The sequence below is a fragment of the Halogeometricum pallidum JCM 14848 genome, from assembly GCF_000337095.1.
GTDB lineage: Archaea > Halobacteriota > Halobacteria > Halobacteriales > Haloferacaceae > Halogeometricum > Halogeometricum pallidum.
This window is the reverse complement of record NZ_AOIV01000008.1, coordinates 172598-188478: the sequence shown is the minus strand read 5'-3', so window position 1 is coordinate 188478 and position 15881 is coordinate 172598. Positions and strand designations below refer to the sequence as shown.

The 15881-nt window shown below is 66.3% G+C and carries 16 protein-coding genes; 7 read left to right on the top strand and 9 right to left on the bottom strand.

Going from position 1 to position 15881, the window contains the following annotated elements:
• Window positions 1-613 precede the first annotated feature (613 nt).
• The 6 genes from phoU to C474_RS05170 all read right to left on the bottom strand — a co-directional run bounded on the left by phoU (window position 614) and on the right by C474_RS05170 (window position 7461).
• Entirely contained in the window at window positions 614-1291 is a 678-nt protein-coding gene (gene phoU / locus C474_RS05195) for a phosphate signaling complex protein PhoU (RefSeq protein ID WP_008384640.1), read from the bottom strand.
• A gap of 107 nt (window positions 1292-1398) precedes the next feature.
• Window positions 1399-2313 carry a phosphate ABC transporter ATP-binding protein PstB gene (pstB, locus tag C474_RS05190; protein WP_008384638.1) on the bottom strand — a complete coding sequence of 305 codons (915 nt, stop codon included), beginning with the start codon at window positions 2311-2313 and terminating at the stop codon, window positions 1399-1401.
• Window positions 2310-3950 (bottom strand): phosphate ABC transporter permease PstA, encoded by a 1641-nt coding sequence (gene pstA, locus C474_RS05185; protein ID WP_008384636.1) that lies wholly within the window; start codon window positions 3948-3950, stop codon window positions 2310-2312. Before pstA ends, pstB begins: the two co-directional genes overlap by 4 nt.
• The gene (gene pstC, locus C474_RS05180) at window positions 3947-5002 is read right to left on the bottom strand and encodes a phosphate ABC transporter permease subunit PstC (protein ID WP_008384635.1); all 1056 of its coding nucleotides are present in this window, start codon (window positions 5000-5002) and stop codon (window positions 3947-3949) included. The genes pstA and pstC overlap by 4 nt, the downstream gene beginning before the upstream one ends.
• Window positions 5002-6099 (bottom strand): PstS family phosphate ABC transporter substrate-binding protein, encoded by a 1098-nt coding sequence (locus C474_RS05175; protein ID WP_049916736.1) that lies wholly within the window; start codon window positions 6097-6099, stop codon window positions 5002-5004. The genes pstC and C474_RS05175 overlap by 1 nt, the downstream gene beginning before the upstream one ends.
• A 213-nt stretch (window positions 6100-6312) precedes the next feature.
• Window positions 6313-7461: a PstS family phosphate ABC transporter substrate-binding protein gene (locus tag C474_RS05170; RefSeq protein ID WP_049916735.1), complete on the bottom strand. Its 1149-nt coding sequence runs from the start codon at window positions 7459-7461 to the stop codon at window positions 6313-6315.
• Window positions 7462-7776: 315 nt separating this feature from the next.
• Here C474_RS05170 and C474_RS05165 point away from each other — a divergent pair, with 315 nt between their 5' ends.
• Window positions 7777-8778 (top strand): phosphate uptake regulator PhoU, encoded by a 1002-nt coding sequence (locus C474_RS05165; protein WP_008384630.1) that lies wholly within the window; start codon window positions 7777-7779, stop codon window positions 8776-8778.
• A gap of 80 nt (window positions 8779-8858) precedes the next feature.
• On the opposite strand, the gene C474_RS05160 is transcribed toward C474_RS05165, so the two are convergent.
• Entirely contained in the window at window positions 8859-9236 is a 378-nt protein-coding gene (locus C474_RS05160; RefSeq protein ID WP_008384628.1) for a 30S ribosomal protein S8e, read from the bottom strand.
• A gap of 163 nt (window positions 9237-9399) precedes the next feature.
• On the opposite strand from C474_RS05160, the gene C474_RS05155 reads away from it, so the two are divergent.
• From C474_RS05155 to C474_RS21970, 3 genes are all read left to right on the top strand, one after another.
• Window positions 9400-9840: a DUF2240 family protein gene (locus tag C474_RS05155; protein WP_008384626.1), complete on the top strand. Its 441-nt coding sequence runs from the start codon at window positions 9400-9402 to the stop codon at window positions 9838-9840.
• 60 nt (window positions 9841-9900) lie between these two features.
• On the top strand, window positions 9901-10272 hold the full coding sequence (locus tag C474_RS05150; protein WP_008384625.1) for a hypothetical protein: 372 nt from the start codon (window positions 9901-9903) through the stop codon (window positions 10270-10272).
• A gap of 86 nt (window positions 10273-10358) precedes the next feature.
• Entirely contained in the window at window positions 10359-10784 is a 426-nt protein-coding gene (locus C474_RS21970) for a hypothetical protein (RefSeq protein ID WP_152421602.1), read from the top strand.
• 80 nt (window positions 10785-10864) lie between these two features.
• On the opposite strand, the gene C474_RS05140 is transcribed toward C474_RS21970, so the two are convergent.
• Window positions 10865-11524 (bottom strand): HAD family hydrolase, encoded by a 660-nt coding sequence (locus C474_RS05140; RefSeq protein ID WP_049916748.1) that lies wholly within the window; start codon window positions 11522-11524, stop codon window positions 10865-10867.
• A 121-nt stretch (window positions 11525-11645) separates the two neighbouring features.
• On the opposite strand from C474_RS05140, the gene C474_RS05135 reads away from it, so the two are divergent.
• On the top strand, window positions 11646-12902 hold the full coding sequence (locus C474_RS05135; protein ID WP_008384617.1) for a DNA double-strand break repair nuclease NurA: 1257 nt from the start codon (window positions 11646-11648) through the stop codon (window positions 12900-12902).
• Window positions 12903-12948: 46 nt separating this feature from the next.
• Here the strand turns inward: C474_RS05135 and C474_RS05130 are convergent, their stop codons facing one another.
• Window positions 12949-13290 carry a DUF7113 family protein gene (locus C474_RS05130; protein WP_008384615.1) on the bottom strand — a complete coding sequence of 114 codons (342 nt, stop codon included), beginning with the start codon at window positions 13288-13290 and terminating at the stop codon, window positions 12949-12951.
• A gap of 90 nt (window positions 13291-13380) precedes the next feature.
• Here C474_RS05130 and C474_RS05125 point away from each other — a divergent pair, with 90 nt between their 5' ends.
• Window positions 13381-15297, top strand: coding sequence for an ATP-binding protein (locus C474_RS05125; RefSeq protein WP_008384613.1), 1917 nt, complete (start codon window positions 13381-13383; stop codon window positions 15295-15297).
• Between the two features lie 48 nt (window positions 15298-15345).
• Window positions 15346-15801 (top strand): universal stress protein, encoded by a 456-nt coding sequence (locus C474_RS05120; RefSeq protein ID WP_049916734.1) that lies wholly within the window; start codon window positions 15346-15348, stop codon window positions 15799-15801.
• Window positions 15802-15881: the final 80 nt, after the last annotated feature.

The following is a 15881-nucleotide window of genomic DNA, read 5'->3' as shown; positions in this document are numbered from 1 at the left end:
TTGCTGACTCGGGTCGCGCTTCGCGCGACCGCTCGTTGCAAAAAGCTGCACCAAAAAGTCGCCTCGACTCGCTCACTTCGTTCGCTCGTCGCGGTACAACTACTTGCAGGTTAGTTTGTGGCGTCAGCGTTTGAGTAACTAGGCCGGAAAGTGCTCAGTACAGGGAAGCTACTAATCAAAGTGTACTTACATGACTGGTCTATACTATCGCTCTGAAGCCCTCCCTTGGCGGAACCAGAGAGATGCTCTTGGGTATCTAACCCTTCTCGGCTACGTTTTCGAGAGCCTCCGGCTTGCTCCAGAGGAGGTCAACGGTCTTCTTCTGGTCGGCGGAACTGTACTGACAGTCGGAGGCTTTGTCGTCGGGCGTGGTCAATAAGCGCGCGCTACTGAACGGCTGTTTCGTTCGATCCCGGAATAGAAAACATTCGATCCAAGCCGAACTCTGACTGGGCTTCGTCGGCCAAGTTTGCAGCTATCAATCGGTTGTGCCGCGACGAGCGAACGAAGTGGGCGAGTCGCGGAATCTTTTTTGGTCCAGCTTTTTCCAACGAGGGTTCCCGCAGCGTCGCCGAAGGCGACGCGAGGAAACCCGAGTTAGGAAAAAGGTGGGTTAGTAGAGAAGTTCGTCGTCGTCCTCGGTCATATAGAGCGACCGGGCGGCGATGTTGACCGCGTGGTCGCCGACGCGTTCGAGGTCGCGAATCGTCAGGAGAAGGCGAGAGATGTCGGTCATGTACGCTTCGGCGTCGAGGTCCTCCTCGCCGAAGGGGTCGGCCTCGATGAGGTCGCGGACGACCATCTCGCTGGCCGCCTCGCACATCGCGTCGACCTCGTCGTCGCGGTCCGCGACCGAGCGGCAGAGGTCGGCGTCCTCCTGGGCATACGCCCTCATAGCGGTTTCCAGCATGTCGAGCGTCTCGTCGCCGATTTGTTGGATGTCGACCTCCGGGAACACGTCGCGGTCGGCCTCCGTGGCGTAGCCCGCGAGGTTCGTCGCGAGGTCGCCGATGCGTTCGAGGTCGGTCGTCAGCTTGAACGACGCCGCGATGAAGCGGAGGTCGGAGGCGACCGGTTGCTGGAGGGCGATGAGGTTGATGCACTCCTGTTCGAGCTCGAGGTACATCCGGTTGATTTCGCCGTCACCCTCGATGACCTGCTGTGCGAGTTCTCCGTCCTTCTGTTCGAGCGCGTCGAGACCCATGCGGAGCCGTTCTGCGACGAGTTCGCTCATGTAGAGCACGTCGTCGCGGAGCGACTCTAGGGAGTTCTGATACTCTTGTCGGGGCATGAAACAATCAACGACGCGGGGTGCCATAAGTATTGTCGTCACAATAGTCTATATAGATTTGGCTACCGACCCGAGTCGGCGGTCGCGGAGGGGAGCAGAACGGAGAACTACCCGAACTTACCCGTGATGTAGTCTTCCACGCGTTGGCTCTCGGGGTTCTCGAATATCTTGTCCGTGTCGTCGTACTCGACGAGGTAGCCGCCGGTGAGGAAGACGGCCGTCTGGTCGGAGATGCGGGCGGCCTGCTGCATGTTGTGGGTGACGACGACGACGGTGTAGTCCTCGGAGAGTTCGACGATGAGGTCCTCTATCTTCGAGGTTGCGACGGGGTCCAGCGCCGAGGCGGGTTCGTCCATCAGGATGACCTCGGGGTCGGTCGCCAGCGCGCGCGCGATGCAGAGGCGCTGTTGCTGCCCGCCGGAGAGGCCGATGGCGTTGTCGTCGAGGCGGCCTTTCACCTCGTCCCACAGCGCGGCCTGCTTGAGCGACCGCTCGACCAGTTTCTCCTCCTTTTCGCTGTCGTCGCGACCGGTGAGGCGAGCGAGGAGGCCGGTGTTGACGTCGCCGTGTTTCCGGGGTCCGTAGGAGATGTTCCTGCGGATGGACTTCGGGAACGGGTTCGGCGACTGGAACACCTGCCCGACGCGCTTTCGCAGTTCGACGAGGTCGACGCCGTCCTGGTAGATCTCCCGGCCGTCGAGCCGCACGGAGCCGTCGACTCGGGCGACCTTGATACGGTCGTTCATCCGGTTGAGACACCGCAGGAACGTGGACTTCCCGCAACCCGACGGGCCGATGAGCGCCGTGACGCTCTTCTCGGGGATGTCCATCGAGATGTCGTGGAGCGCGTGGTCGTCGCCGTACCAGACGTTGAGGTCCTCGACGGTGAACTTCGGTTCGCCGTCGAAGCGGTAGTCGACCCACTCCGCTTTGAGTTCCTCGTTCGTCTCACCGACGACCGTCGTCTGTTCGTTCCCGTTCGCTGCTTCGGCGTTCGGATCCGTCTGTGTCGTGTTGCTCATTGGTCTAGTTTCCGTCGGAAGTACATCCGCGAGCCGATACCGACCGCGTAGAAGGACAGGACGACGAGGAGGAGGACGAGCGCCGTCCCCCACGCGAACGACTCGCGCTGCCCGACCCCAGCGGTGATTATCGCGTACAGTTGGTAGGGGAGCGCGCTCGTCGGTTGCAACAGCGCGCTCGTATCTAGCAACTGCGCGTGGACGAAGGGGAAATTCGAGATGAAAGAGAACTCCGGCGCGAGCACGTCAGTCGCCCGCGATGGGAACGGGTCGCTCACCATCACGAGCAGGATGGGCGCCGTCTCGCCCGCGATGCGGCCGATGCCGAGGATGACGCCGGTGATGACGCCCGGCATCGCCGCCGGCAGGACGACGCTCTTTATCGTCTCCCACTTGCCGACGCCGAGTGCGGCGCTGGCGTCGCGGTAGTCGTCGGGGACGCTCTTGAGCGCCTCCCGACTCGTGATGACCACCAGCGGGAGCATCATGATACCGAGCACCAGCATACCCGAGAGCAGCGAGGTGGTGTTTCCGAGCCGCGGGACGAGGAAGGCCAGCCCGAACAGCCCGTAGACGATGCTGGGCGTGCTCCACAGCCCGTTCGTCGATATCTCGACGAGCTGGGTGAACCGGCCGCGTTCGGCGTACTCGGTCAGGAAGACGGCCGCGCCGACGCCCAGCGGGATGGCGAAGGTGACGGCGCCGGCGACGACCCAGACGGTGCCGACGATGGCCGGGAAGATGCCGTTGACGTCGTTCATCAGCGCGACGCCCTCCATCACGAACGGCCAGTAGAACCACACGAGCGGTCCGTTTATGACGACGTACTCCTCGATGGGCGGGAAGTAGAACCACGTCAGCGGCTCCCAGAACAGGCCGAACTGGATGCCGCGGGTCATCGGGGCGAACCCCCTGCTGACGACGTACGCGACGAGGACGACCAGGAGCGAGAGCATGCCGACGGCGTTGGCGCCGACGAGGAGGTACGCCCCCAACTGCCGTCCCCGCGTGCCGAACCCGCCGTAGGCCTCGGCGCCGACCCACGCGACGAGGATACCGACGAACAGCGCGAGAATCGGGACGGCGAACGTGCCGGTGTACGTCGCGGACCCGGCGACGGGTTCCCAGGTCCACGAGGGGGTGATGAGGCCGGCGAGGAACGTCGCGCCGGCGAGCAGCGCGAGGCCGCCCGCGGGGAGCGTCACGCCGACGTCCTCGGGGGGGAGAACCGTCGCGGCCGCGACGCCGACGCCGCCCAGGAGGGCGAACAGCGGCCACAGCGTCGAGAACCCGAGCGTCTGCGAGGAGACGAGACCGGCGACGACGAGTCCGACGAGCCCGAAGACGACCATCGGGAGCGCCCCCGCCGTCACGTCGGGCTTCGTCTCGACGACGCCGGCCCGCGAGGCGACGCCGACGCCGAGGAGCGTGACGCCGACGGCGGCGAACCCGACGCCGAACAGCTCGAACACCGAGAACCCGGCGACGGTGCTCGTGAGCCCGACGACGCCGAAGAGGGTCAGGACGCCGGCGACGGCGAGGAGCAGCGAAACCACCGTGGCGGCGCCGGCGACGTACCCCAGCGCCGAGGAGTCGTCGTCGACGAGCGTGTCGGCGGTTCGGGTATCCAGGCTCATTGCTCACCTCCGAGGCGGCGGCGCATCCGCGCCTCGACGAACTGCGAACCGATGCTGAGCGCCAGCACGGTGACGAACAGCACGACGCCGGCGGCGAACAGGGCGCTGAGCTGCGTCCCCGTCGCGATGCCGTACTGGCTGGCGATGAGGCTGGTCAGCGTCTCGGTCCCCTCCCACACGTCGTACAGGGGGTCGGGGAACGCCTGCTGGTGACCGAGAATGACCGTCGCCGCCATCGTCTCGCCGACGGCGCGGCCGACGCCGAGGATGACCGCCGCGGAGATGCCGGAGAAGGCGGCGGGGAAGGTGACGCTCTTTATCGTCTGCCAGTCGCTCGCGCCGAGGGCGAGCGACCCGTCCTTCATCGCGCCGGGGACGCTCGCTATCGCGTCCTCGGCGACGGAGACGACCGTCGGCAGCGCCATGACGCCGATCATGATGCCGGCGACCATGAGGCTGCTGAAGTTCGAGAGCTGGAGTTCGCGGTAGAAGTACTCGGTCACGACGACCCAGCCGAGGAACCCGTAGACGATGGAGGGGATGCCGGCCAGCATCTCGACGGCCGGCTTGATTATCTCGCGCGCCCACCGGGGGGCGATTTCGCTGATGAACAGCGCGCCCGCGACGCCGAGGGGGGCCGCGATGGCCATGGCGATGGCCGTCGTCAGGAGCGTCCCCCAGATCATGGGCGCCAGCGAGTAGGTGTTCGAGGCCCGCTCCCAGAGCGGCTGGTTCGTCTTCAGGAGGATGTCGAGACCCATCGTCTCGAACGCGGGAATCGACTTCACGAAGAGGTAGACGGTGATCAATCCGAGGACGACGATGGTCGACGCCGTGGTGAAGAACATCAGGACCGCGGCCGTGTTCTCCTGGTGGGCGTACCAGCCGTAAGCGACGACGGCGACGAAGGCGACGAGCGGGTAGACGGCGTACTGGGCCGCCACGAGGAAGGCGACGAGGACGGCCAACAGCGCCAGCCCGCTGGTCGCGCCGACGAGTTGCGTCTCCCGGTCTATCTCGCCGAGCGCGTCGAATCGGTTCCCGGTCGACATCAGGACGTCTCCGGAAGCTTCTCTAGTTGGTTCTGACGCCGTTTCTCCGTGAGCTTCGCGTACCCGACCGGTTCGACGAACGTCTTCTGGCCGTAGTCGGAGATGACCATCCGGAGGAACGCGGCCTCCATCTTCGAGGTGCCCCCGTACGTGTAGCAGTGGAGGTCACGCGCGAGCGGGTACCCCGGTTCGGAGAGGTTCTTTCCCTGCTCGTACACCTTCCCCTTGACTTTGAGGGCGACGGCCGGAACGGAGTCGTCGACGAACGCCAGCGCCATGTACGCGATGGCGTTGTTCGATTTCGACACCGTCGTCTTCACCTGCTGATTCTGCCCCTTGCGCACGTCGACGCCGGGCATCGACGCCTCGGGGTCGCCGAGGAGGTTCGAGCGGAACGCGGTGTCCGTCCCCGACCCGACCGACCGGCCGATGGCCTGGATCTCCCGCTTGGGTCCGTTGTAGCCGTCTATCTGCGACCAGTTCGTTATCTCTCCTTTGTAGATGGCGCGGACCTGTTCGGCGGTCAGTTGCTTCACGCCCGCGTTGTATATTTCCTTGCTGACGACGATGGGCTGGGCGTCGACGCCGACCACGTGGTTGACGAACTTGTCCAGTTCCTCCTTCGACGCCTCGGGAAGTTCGGCGCTGACCGGCGCGCTGGCGTTCCCGATGTCCAGTTGGCCGTTCTTCAGTTTCTCCAGTCCGGTCCCGGAGTGACTCAGACCGACGCTGACCGTGAACGGGACCGACGACCCCGAGTCGGAGTCGAAGCCGTACTTGCCCGCCCAGTAGTCCGCGAGGTTCTGGTCGGTGTCGATACCGTACTGCTGCGGCCCCCAGTACTCCCCGTCGCTCGCCGGGGGATTCGAGTTCCAGTACGACCCCGCCTTGTTGGCAATCGGGTACACGGTCGAGGAACCGCCCGCCTTCAGCAGTTTCGTCGACCCGGAAGAGCCACCGTCGTCGCTCCCATCTGACCCCTCGCCCCGTCCCGGCGGCGTCGCACTCGTGCTCACGCATCCCGCCGTCACCACGGAAGCCACGAGTCCGGCGCCACCGGCCAAGAACGAGCGTCGCTGGACAGGATACTCAGACATCGACCGTAGATTTCCGATTCGGTAGTAAATACCCTACTATGATTTCTATATATCCATACGTACGAACGCCCCGAAAAGCGGTGGCGGCGTAGAGGGCTCGAAACGTCAGCTCGTGGAGACGCGCGGGCGACGCGGCGCCGCGAGATGTAGGGTGGTCGACGACGACCGCCGCGACTATAGCGAGTCGACGGGGTGTATATACTCTCAGTTATCTTACTGTTCCGTTTGCGGGAGATTCTTCTGCTGTTTCGACAACCGCTCGTCGGTCAGCGTCACATAGTTGTTCGATTCCACGAACGTCTTCTGACCGAACTCCGAGAGGATCATCCGGAGGAACGCGGCCTCTTTCTTCGAGGTACCCTCCCAGGTGTAGGCATGGAGGTCGCGGGAGAGGGGATAGTCCTTCGCCCCGAGGTTCTCGCCGTAGGTGTAGGTCGTACCGTCGATCTCCAGTGCGACCGGCGGGACCGACTGCTCGTCGACGAACGCGAGCGCGAGGTACGCGATGGCGTTGTTCGACTTCGAGACCAGCGTCTTGACCTGCTGGTTCTGCCCCTTCCGGATGTCGACGCCGCTCATGGACGCCTCGGGGTCGCCGAGAACGTTCAATCGGAACGCGGTGTCGGTGCCCGACCCCTCGGCGCGGCCGACGGCCTGAATCTCCCGTTTGGGTCCGTTGTAACTGTCTATCTCCGACCAGTTGGTTATCTCTCCTTTGTAGATGGCGCGGAGTTGCTCGATGGTGAGTTTCGTCACGCCCGCGTCGTATATCGGCTTGCTGACGACGACGGGTTGGGCGTCGACGGCGACGACGTGGTCGGTGAACGGCTTCAGTTCCTCCTTGGAGGCCTCCGGGAACTCGGCGCTGACGGGTGCGCTGGAGTCGCCGATGTCGACCTGTCCCTGCTTGAGTTTCTCCAGACCGACCCCGCTGTGGCTGAGACCGATGCTGGTCCGGAACGGCGGCGACCCCTCCCCGCTCGCCTCGAAGCCGTACAGGCCGGCCCAGTAGTCCGCGAGGTTCTGGTCGGTGTCGATGTCGTACTGGCCCGGCCCCCAGTACTCCTTGTCGTCCGCCGGGGGGTTCGAGTTCCAGTACGATCCCGCGAGGTTCGTCACCGGGTACACCGTCGAGGACCCGTCGGCCGTCAGCGGCGTCGACGCGTCGCCCCCGCTTCCGCTGGACGACTGCGTGGACTGCTGCATCGACTGTTCGGTCCCCTCGCCCCCCGTGGACGACGCCTGCTCGCCGCCTGTACCGCCGCTGCACCCCGCGAGTCCGGCGAGCCCCGCCGCCCCGGCGGCGACTACGAACTTCCGCCTCGACACACCGTTCGACGCTTTCGATGGGTTCCGCGTCATCACTCGATGGAAACCTCCTCTCAACTATGTAATCTGCTATGAGGTGTATATCTCCGGCTCTGTGTCTGTTGTTGTCACACTATCCGAAGGGAGCCCTCGCAACTGCTCGTGACCTCTACGTCCGGATATGCCGGCGTTTCGGGGCTCTATCCCCCGCTCGACGGTCGAACCGACGCTCGACCGAGAGAGTTCCCGAAGCGCCCTCTCGGAACCAACAGAGCGCTATCGACCACGGTTCCGTGAGATGTTTCGGCCCGATTCGTAGAAGTATATAGATACGAATAGATTTATGGGGTTCGTTCCATATCTTCGGATATGGTCGAGACGCGAAAGGTGCAGGTGACGGGGGGGTCGACGTACACCGTTTCGATTCCGAAGGACTGGGCGACCGAGAACAGCGTCTCCGCGGGAACCGAGGTGGAGTTCTATCCGGAGGGCGACTCGCTGTTCTTGACGCCGCGTTCGGAGGACGAACGGACGGAGGGGACGCTCGATATCACCAACCTCGACGGCGACGAACTCATGCGCGCGGTGATGACGATGTACGTCAGCGGCTTCGACATCATCGCCCTGGAGAGCGGACGCATCACCACCGAGCAGCGTCGGACGATCCGCGAGGCGACCCAGAGTCTCGTCGGTCTCGAAGTGCTCGAGGAGACCCGCGACCGGGTCGTCATCCGCGACCTCCTGGACTCCTCGGAACTCTCCATTCACAACGCCGTCACGCGGATGCGACTCATCGCGATGTCGATGCTCGAAGACGCCATCGCCGCCATCGCCGAACTCGACGACGACATGGCCCGGGACGTAATCCAACGGGACGACGACGTCGACCGCCTCTGGATGGTCGTCTCGCGCATCTTCCGAGCGACGCTCCGAACGCCGAAGGCCGCCGAGGAGTTGGGCCTCCCGCGCGAGGTGTGCTTCGACTACCAGTCGGCCGCCCGCCAACTCGAACGCATCGGCGACCACGCGACGAAGATAGCCCACCTGACGCTGAACTTCGAGGCGCCCGTCCCCGAGGAAGTCGTCGCCGCCCTCCAAGAACTGTACGTCGACGCGCGGAAGGTCGTCGACGACGGCATGGACGCCCTGTTCACCGACGACCCCGACGAGGCCTCCCGGTTGGCGAACGAGGCCCGCGAGGCGGTCCAGGAGATCGACGAGAGCGCGCGGAAGATAGACGAACTGCTTCGCGACCTCGACCCCGCGCGCGCGCAACTGCTCGGTCTCATCGTCGACTCCGTCTCCCGGAGCGCCGACTACGGCGGCAACATCGCCGAGACGGCCCTGCAGAAGGCGGCTCCGACGCCCTGAGCGTCCGCCGGCACCGCACGGCGTCCGACGGAGGGCGACGCCGTCGCTCGGCGGCGGAGAGAACGGGAGAAGACGCGTCGTTACTCCTCGTCGACGAGGACGGCGTTGACCTGTCCGTCCTGACCGGGACGGGAGGTGACGCGGGCGCGACCTTCGCTGGTGTCGATGATGGCGCCCTTCGTGATGATGTTCCGGCGGATGTAGTTGACGTTCGAGGGATTGTCGACCACGTTCTCGATGTCGGCCTCGTTGACCTCGCCGCCGTCGGCGACCTGCGCGACGTTCGTCGAGAGCGCGCGGACCTTCTTTTTGCTGCCGCGGGAGTCGACGACGCGGAACCGCGGTTCGCCGACGGTGGTCTCGGTCGGCTGGCGGCCGAGTTGGTGTCGCTTCTTCTTGTGCGAGGGTCGGAGTCGCCCGCCGGTGCGCTTCCGCTTGGAGCGTCCTTGGTCCTTCATAGGGGAGGAAAATCCCGGTAGCTACTTGAATCGCTCGAATCGGCCCGCGAGGTGTGCGTGCGCAGCGCTCGCCGCGGCGTCCGGCCGTGCGCTGAGGCCGAACGGAGATGCGGGCGAGGCCGAACCGAGAACTCCTTGTGCCGCGGCGTTCCGAGGGGAGGGTATGAGCCTCGAGGTGGCGGTGGCGGTACCGTTCAAACAGCGCGGGACCGACAGCCTGGGCGAGGGGGAGTTCGTCGTCGCACTCTCTTTGGACCGCGATTGGTTCTCCCCCGACCAGGCGAAGCGCCTCATCGACGTCGCCGCCGGCCGCGGTCTGGTCACGCGCGAGGACGGACAGGTCGTCGCCGCGTTCGACCCCGCGGGCGTCGCCGTCCCCGAGGACTACGAACCCGACCAGTCCCTCCTGCGCGAGCAGTCGGCGTTCGAGCGAATACTCGACGCCCTCGTCGCCGCCGGCCACGACAAACGGGAGGCCGTCGCGGGCGTCAACGACCTCCAGCGACGACTCGGCGTCAGCGTGGAGGCGGCCGCCGCCCTCTACGCGAAGCGCCGCGGCGTCGACGCAGGCGACGCCGCGCGGAAGGCCCGCGAGGAACTGTAACCCGAGAGGGGTCCGTCCCCGAACCGCTCGGCCTAAACCCGGGGACGGGCAAAGTCGGGCATGGTCGAGGACCGACTCACCGACGGGAAACGAATCGCCCAACTCCTCGCCAGCGAGGTGACGGGCCACGAGCGGTCGCTCGCGTCGCTGTCTATCGCGGACTCCGAACGGGACGCGGAACCGACGGCTGACGGGGCGTTCGCCTACGCCGTCGAACGCGACGGCGAACGCGTCGCCGAGGTGTACCTCCACCCGGACCGCGCGCGCGTCGAATTTCTCGCCGCCCCCGAGGCCGTCGCCGAAACGGCCGAGGGAGCGGGCCTCCGCGTCCGCCCGAAGGCGGTCCGGCCGCCGCGGACGCTCGTGTTCGTCGAGGACGGCGCGCAGGTGAAGCGACTCCTGCCGGCGCTCCGCGCCGTCGTAGAGAACTGAACCCATCCGAGGAATGTCAGATTAACCGGATTCTATCGACTTCGTAACCAAATGGCGCCGGCGCCACCTCCTAGCGGGGTCTCACTATGCCCCACAAAGGCGAAGATGCGGACTCACGGCGCGCACAGCGTGCAAACGACGCGAATCCGCAGGAGCCGAACGAACGGTCTCGGCAGCAGTCCCGCGGGCGACCGCAGGGACAGACCGGAGACCGACCCCAGCCGACCCAGCAGGTCGTGAACGAGCGACCTGCCGGGGAGCAGGGGAACGCCGAGCGCTCCGATTCCGGACTGGGAGCAGTCTTCGCCGGCGCCGCGCTGCGCTGGGGAATCGGTATCGCCGGATTCGTTCTGTTCCTGTTCGCCCTCGGACAGGCCGTCGGCCTCGACCTGCTCGGACTGTTCGCCGAGGCGCTCAGTTCGCAGACGGGCCGGTGGCTGGCCGTGGCAGTGTTCGGGCTGTTCCTCATCAGCGTAGCCCGCCGCGGCGTCGCGAGAGCGTTCCGTGCGTAGCGTTCGAGACACGCGTCTCGTCCCTTTTTGAGAACGCGAACGGGGTCGGAGCAATACGCGGTCCTGCGTCCGCGCCGAGTTCAGAGACCGTCGAGAATCGCCGGCAGTCGGTCGATCAGTTCGGTCCGTTCGACGTGTGCGGCCGCGCGGGGGTCGGGGTCGGGACCGCCCTCGAAGACGACCTGAATCGGGACGAGGCCGGCGTCGCCCGCCCCGCCGATGTCGGCGTTCACGTCGTCGCCGACGTAGGCCGTCTCGCCCGCCTCGCTTCCCAGCGCGTCCAACAGCGCCTCGAACGCGGCCGCGTTCGGCTTGCCGGCGGTGAGTTCGCCGGTCACGAGGGCCACGTCGAAGGCCTCCTCCCACCCGAGGGTGGCCAGTTTGTCCCGTTGCGCGACGCGCGGGCCGTTGGTGAGCAGTCCGACCGGGTAGCGCTCGCGCAGGTCCGCGAGGAACGCCGCCGCGCCGTCGACGGGGACGAGGGCGTCGGCGATGTGCTCGCGGTAGGACGTGGCGACGGCGTCGGGGTCGGCGTCCGAGTTGCGCGCGTCGAGCAGCGTCTCGAAGATGGGCGCCCGCGTCTCACCCGTCAGGTGTTCTTGGTGGGCGTCGAGGTAGGCGTCCCTGGAGAGCGGCGGCGCACCCGCGGCGGTTGCGGCGTCGCGTAGAATCGTCTCTCGGTCTCGCGTCGGTACCGCGAGGGTGTAGTCGAGGTCGAACCCGACCGCCCGGATAGTCACGCTCGTCCGTACGGCGTCGAGCACCATGACCGTTCGTGTTCGGGTTTGCGTAACGACGCCGGTACCCGGGACCAACCGACGACGTGGGGGGTTTTTCTTCGCGCGCGCCGACGGGTGGTCCATGACGCTCGACCCCGTCCACGTGGGCGGAATCGCGGACCTCGCGACCTATCTCGCACGGAACGTCGACGACGGCGAGCACGTCGACCTCGCGCGCACCGTCTGGGAGGAGTATCTGGACCCCCTCTACGGCTCCGACGGGAACGCGGTGCTCGAACCACTCGGGCGGAAACGCCTCCGCGCAGCCGACGTCGACGACGTCGCCCTCGCCGAGTCACCGTTCGAGACGGTCCACGGCCTCGACTCGGGGACCATCAACCCGACGACGTTCAAGAACGGCATCGTCCTCGACGTGGCGCAGGCCGCGATGGCGGCGGTTCCCTCCGACCTCGATTTACACCGACACCGGAGCATCGTGGCGACGACGCACGCGAACGACGCGACGCTCGCGCTCGACCAACCGTGGCGAGAGCGCGACGAGGGCTACTGTCGCTGGCGCGTCATCCACGCGCCGCGGGTGAGTCGCTTCGCGGAGGGCGTCGTCCACGCTCTTTCGCTGTACCTCGCCGAGAGCACGCACGCCCTCGAACACGCCGACGAAGTCGAGGACCTCCTCGTTCTCGACGGACCACTCTACCCAAAGGAACTGCTGAACTGGCGTGACCGAGACGGCGAACTCAGCGACCTCTCGCGGGAGGCGAAACCGAAGGAGGTGGTCGAGAACTACGTCCGCCTCGTCGAACGCTTCGTCGAACGCGACGTGCCGCTCTGCGGGTTCGTGAAGAACCCCGCGTCAAAGCATCTCGTGAACGCCGTCCGCGACCGGGGAATGGAGGCGCCGTGGACCGACGACACCGCCTTCTTCACCCGACTGCTCGAACGCCGCGCCGTCGGCAAGCGGGGCACCGACGGGCGGGAGACGGGCGAACTGACGTTCACCAACTGGTTCGTCTCCCGCGGCGGGTGCGACCGCACGTTCGCCGCCGGCGGCGACGCGTTCGGACTGGAGCGACGGCTCGACGCCGACCTGTACGAGGTGGCGTTCTTCGTCGTCTACGACCCGCGGACGGACGTGCTCTATCGCGTCGAGGCCCCCCTCGCGTTCGCTCGCGACGACGACGTGCGCCGCCGCCTCACGACGCAGATGCTGAGCGGCGTCGCCGCGAACCGCGGGCCGCCGGACGCCGTCGCCAAGGCGGACGAACTGGCGCGGATCAGCGCGCAGGAGAAAGTGGCGCTCAGACGGAAACTGGAGGAGAACCTCGACTCCGACGCGGTGCGGCAGTACGACGACCTGCGGTGGGCGCCCGGCGAGTGAGACGGAGCGGGGAGCAGAGAGCGGTCCGGGCGAGTCACAGAGCGGGTCAGACCGCGCCGGGTTCGCTCTTGATGACTTCGATGCGCACGTCGTCGGCGCCGACCCCGACGCGGGCGAACTGCGTCCTGACGTGCTCTTTGGCCGCCGCGAGGGCCTGGTCCCGCGTGTCGAACCCGCGGGGCATCGGCGAATCGAACGCGACGTTGATAGTTCGTCCGTCTATCGTCGTCTCCGACCCGCCGCTCTCCACCTCGTAGAACTCGTCGCAGACCCAGACGTACGGCGCGTCCTCGTCGGGTGCCCCCTTGTACGACGGCGCCTCCTCGCCGCGTTCGAATATCGTACCCGTGAGGGTCGTGCCGCCGCCGTGACCGCGAACTAGAAGCATATCCTTGCGATACGGCCTCGGGCGTAAAAAGACGCGCGGGAACTTCGAAGCCATGGGTCTTTTTAACGACAGCCTACCGTTTCGGAGAACATGTCCGACCTCGGTGATTTCACCGACTTCGAGTCCGGGTCCGACCGAGACTCGTCGTCACAGACGGCCGACGCGTCCGGCGCCGAGAGGGGAGAACGCGGCGAAGCGTCCGACGGCGCGGCCGCCGCGGACGCAGCCGCCGAGTCCGACGCGGCGGACGAAGCGGTCGCCTTCGAGCGGTTCGACGTGGCGCCTGAAGGAGAGGACCGCGGCATCGGCGCCGTCTCCGTCTCCCAGGGACTCCGCGTCGCCGAGGACGGCGACGACACCGCCCTCCGCGCGTTCGTTACGACGGGCAACCGCGACGACGTGCGCCTCGGTAAGTATCTCTTGGTCCCCTACCCCGATGACGAACTGCTGTTCTGCCGCATCACCGCTCTGGAGTACGCACAGGAGTTCCGGACCGACGACGCGACGGAGATTCACGCCCGGCGCGCGATGCGCCGACAGGAGTTCGAAGAGCGCGATTACAAGTTCGTGGCGTCGCTGGACCCCGTGGCGGTCCTTTTCGAGCAGAACGAGACGCGAGACGCCTCGGAAGGCCGGACGGAGTCCGGCGACGACGGCGAACTCAAGCGCCGAATGGTCGACCGCGTGCCGAAACCGGGCGCCGTCGTCGCCGAGGCGACCGACCCCGAGCAGATAAAGACCGGGCTGAAGATTCCCGCGGAGGGGGTTTTCCTCGGGCACCTCTCGGTCGGCGGCGAGAAGGTGCGGACGGCGGCGCAACCGCCGACCATCGACTACCGCCTGAAGGACGACTACGCCGACGGCGACCCCCTCGTCTTCCGGCACACGCTCGTCGCCGGGGGCACCGGGTCCGGGAAGACGCACGCCTCGAAGAATCTCCTGCGACAACTCCTCGATTCGGACCGGACCTACGAGATGGACGACGGGCGCGACGCTCGGATGGCCGTCGTGCAGTTCGACCCCCAGGACGAGTACGCGCAGATGCACGACGACAACCCCGAGATGACCGGTTCGGTCGCTCGGCGGTACGAACGAGAGGGCGTCGCACACGGCGGTCACGACGACACGCTCTGTCTCGTTCCGAAGGAGGACGGCGTACCGTACGGCGGGGACAACCACCGCGCTGAACGCCTGGAGTTCACCGTCCCGTTCTCGATGGCGCGCGACCGACCGTGGCTGGTCGCGGGCAGCAGCCTCAACGAGAACCAGTTCCCGGCGCTGAAAGAGCTCCTGCGCCGCTTCTTCCGGGAGTACGGCAACGAGGGGACGTACGAACAGTTCCTGACGTTCCTCGACGACCCGGCACTGAAAGAGGAACTGCACGAGTCCGGGCGGGTCCACGAGGCGACGTACGACGCCGTGAAGCGTCGCGTCCGCGGCGTCCCGGACGGCGTGTTCGACCAGTCGGCCCGCCCCATCACGGAGTTGGACCACCAACTCGTCCGCCCGGGCGGTCTGACCGTGATTCCGACGTACCACCTCTCGACGAGTCGCGCCAAGGAGATGTTCGTCCTCGCGGTGTCGAGCATGCTCATCGACGACAAACTGTCGAACGCCCCGCGGTCGGACCGCATCAAGGAGACGCCCCTCGTTCTCGGGATGGACGAGGCGCACAACTTCCTCGCGGACGCCGACAACGTGCAGGCTCGAAAGGTCGTCTCGAAGTTCACCGAGGCGGCCAAGCAGGGTCGAAAGGAGCGACTCGGCCTCTTTCTCATCACGCAGGACCCGCAGGACGTGGCCGAACCGGTGTTCAAACAGGTGAACACGAAACTCGTCCTCAACCTCGGCGACGAGGACGCCATCAAGAGCGTCAACATCCCGCCGAACCTCGAAGACAAGGTGCCGTACATGGAGAAGGGACAGATGGTGGTCTACTCGCCCGACAACTCCGAACCCGTCGAACTCGTCGGCCTCTCGACGTGCGTGACGAGACACGGCGAGTGAACCGAACTCAGTGCCAGTATTTTTGGTAATTGACAACATACTAGACGTATGGTTCGACATGTGCTTCTCCCCGTCGACGGCTCGCCCCAGTCCGTCGAAGCGCTCCGGTTCGCCGCCTCCGAGTGGGGGGACGCCCGCATCCCCCTCCTCCACGTCATCGACCCGGTGAACGGGTCGCGCGCCAGTGCGGTCCCGATGGGGTCCGAAGAGTGGTACGACGCCTCCCGTGAACGGGCGAAGGAACTGTTCGCCGACGCGCGCGAGATTCTCCCGCCCGACGCGACGGTGGAGACGCGAACCGAAGTCGGTCGCCCCGCGGCGACCATCATCGACGTCGCGAGCGAGGGCGAGGTGGACCACGTCGTCCTCGGGAGCCACGGCCGCGAGGGAATCCCGCGCATCGTCCTCGGGAGCGTCGCCGAGGCGGTCGTTCGGCGCTCGCCCGTACCCGTGACCATCGCTCGCAAGGAGATGGACGCCGGCGACGGAGTGTCATCGGCGTAACCGGGTTACGTCCCGTCCACGAGGGGTGCGAGCACGGGGTCGGTCCCGGAGGGCTCCGCCGGTGTCGCCCGCTCTTTTCC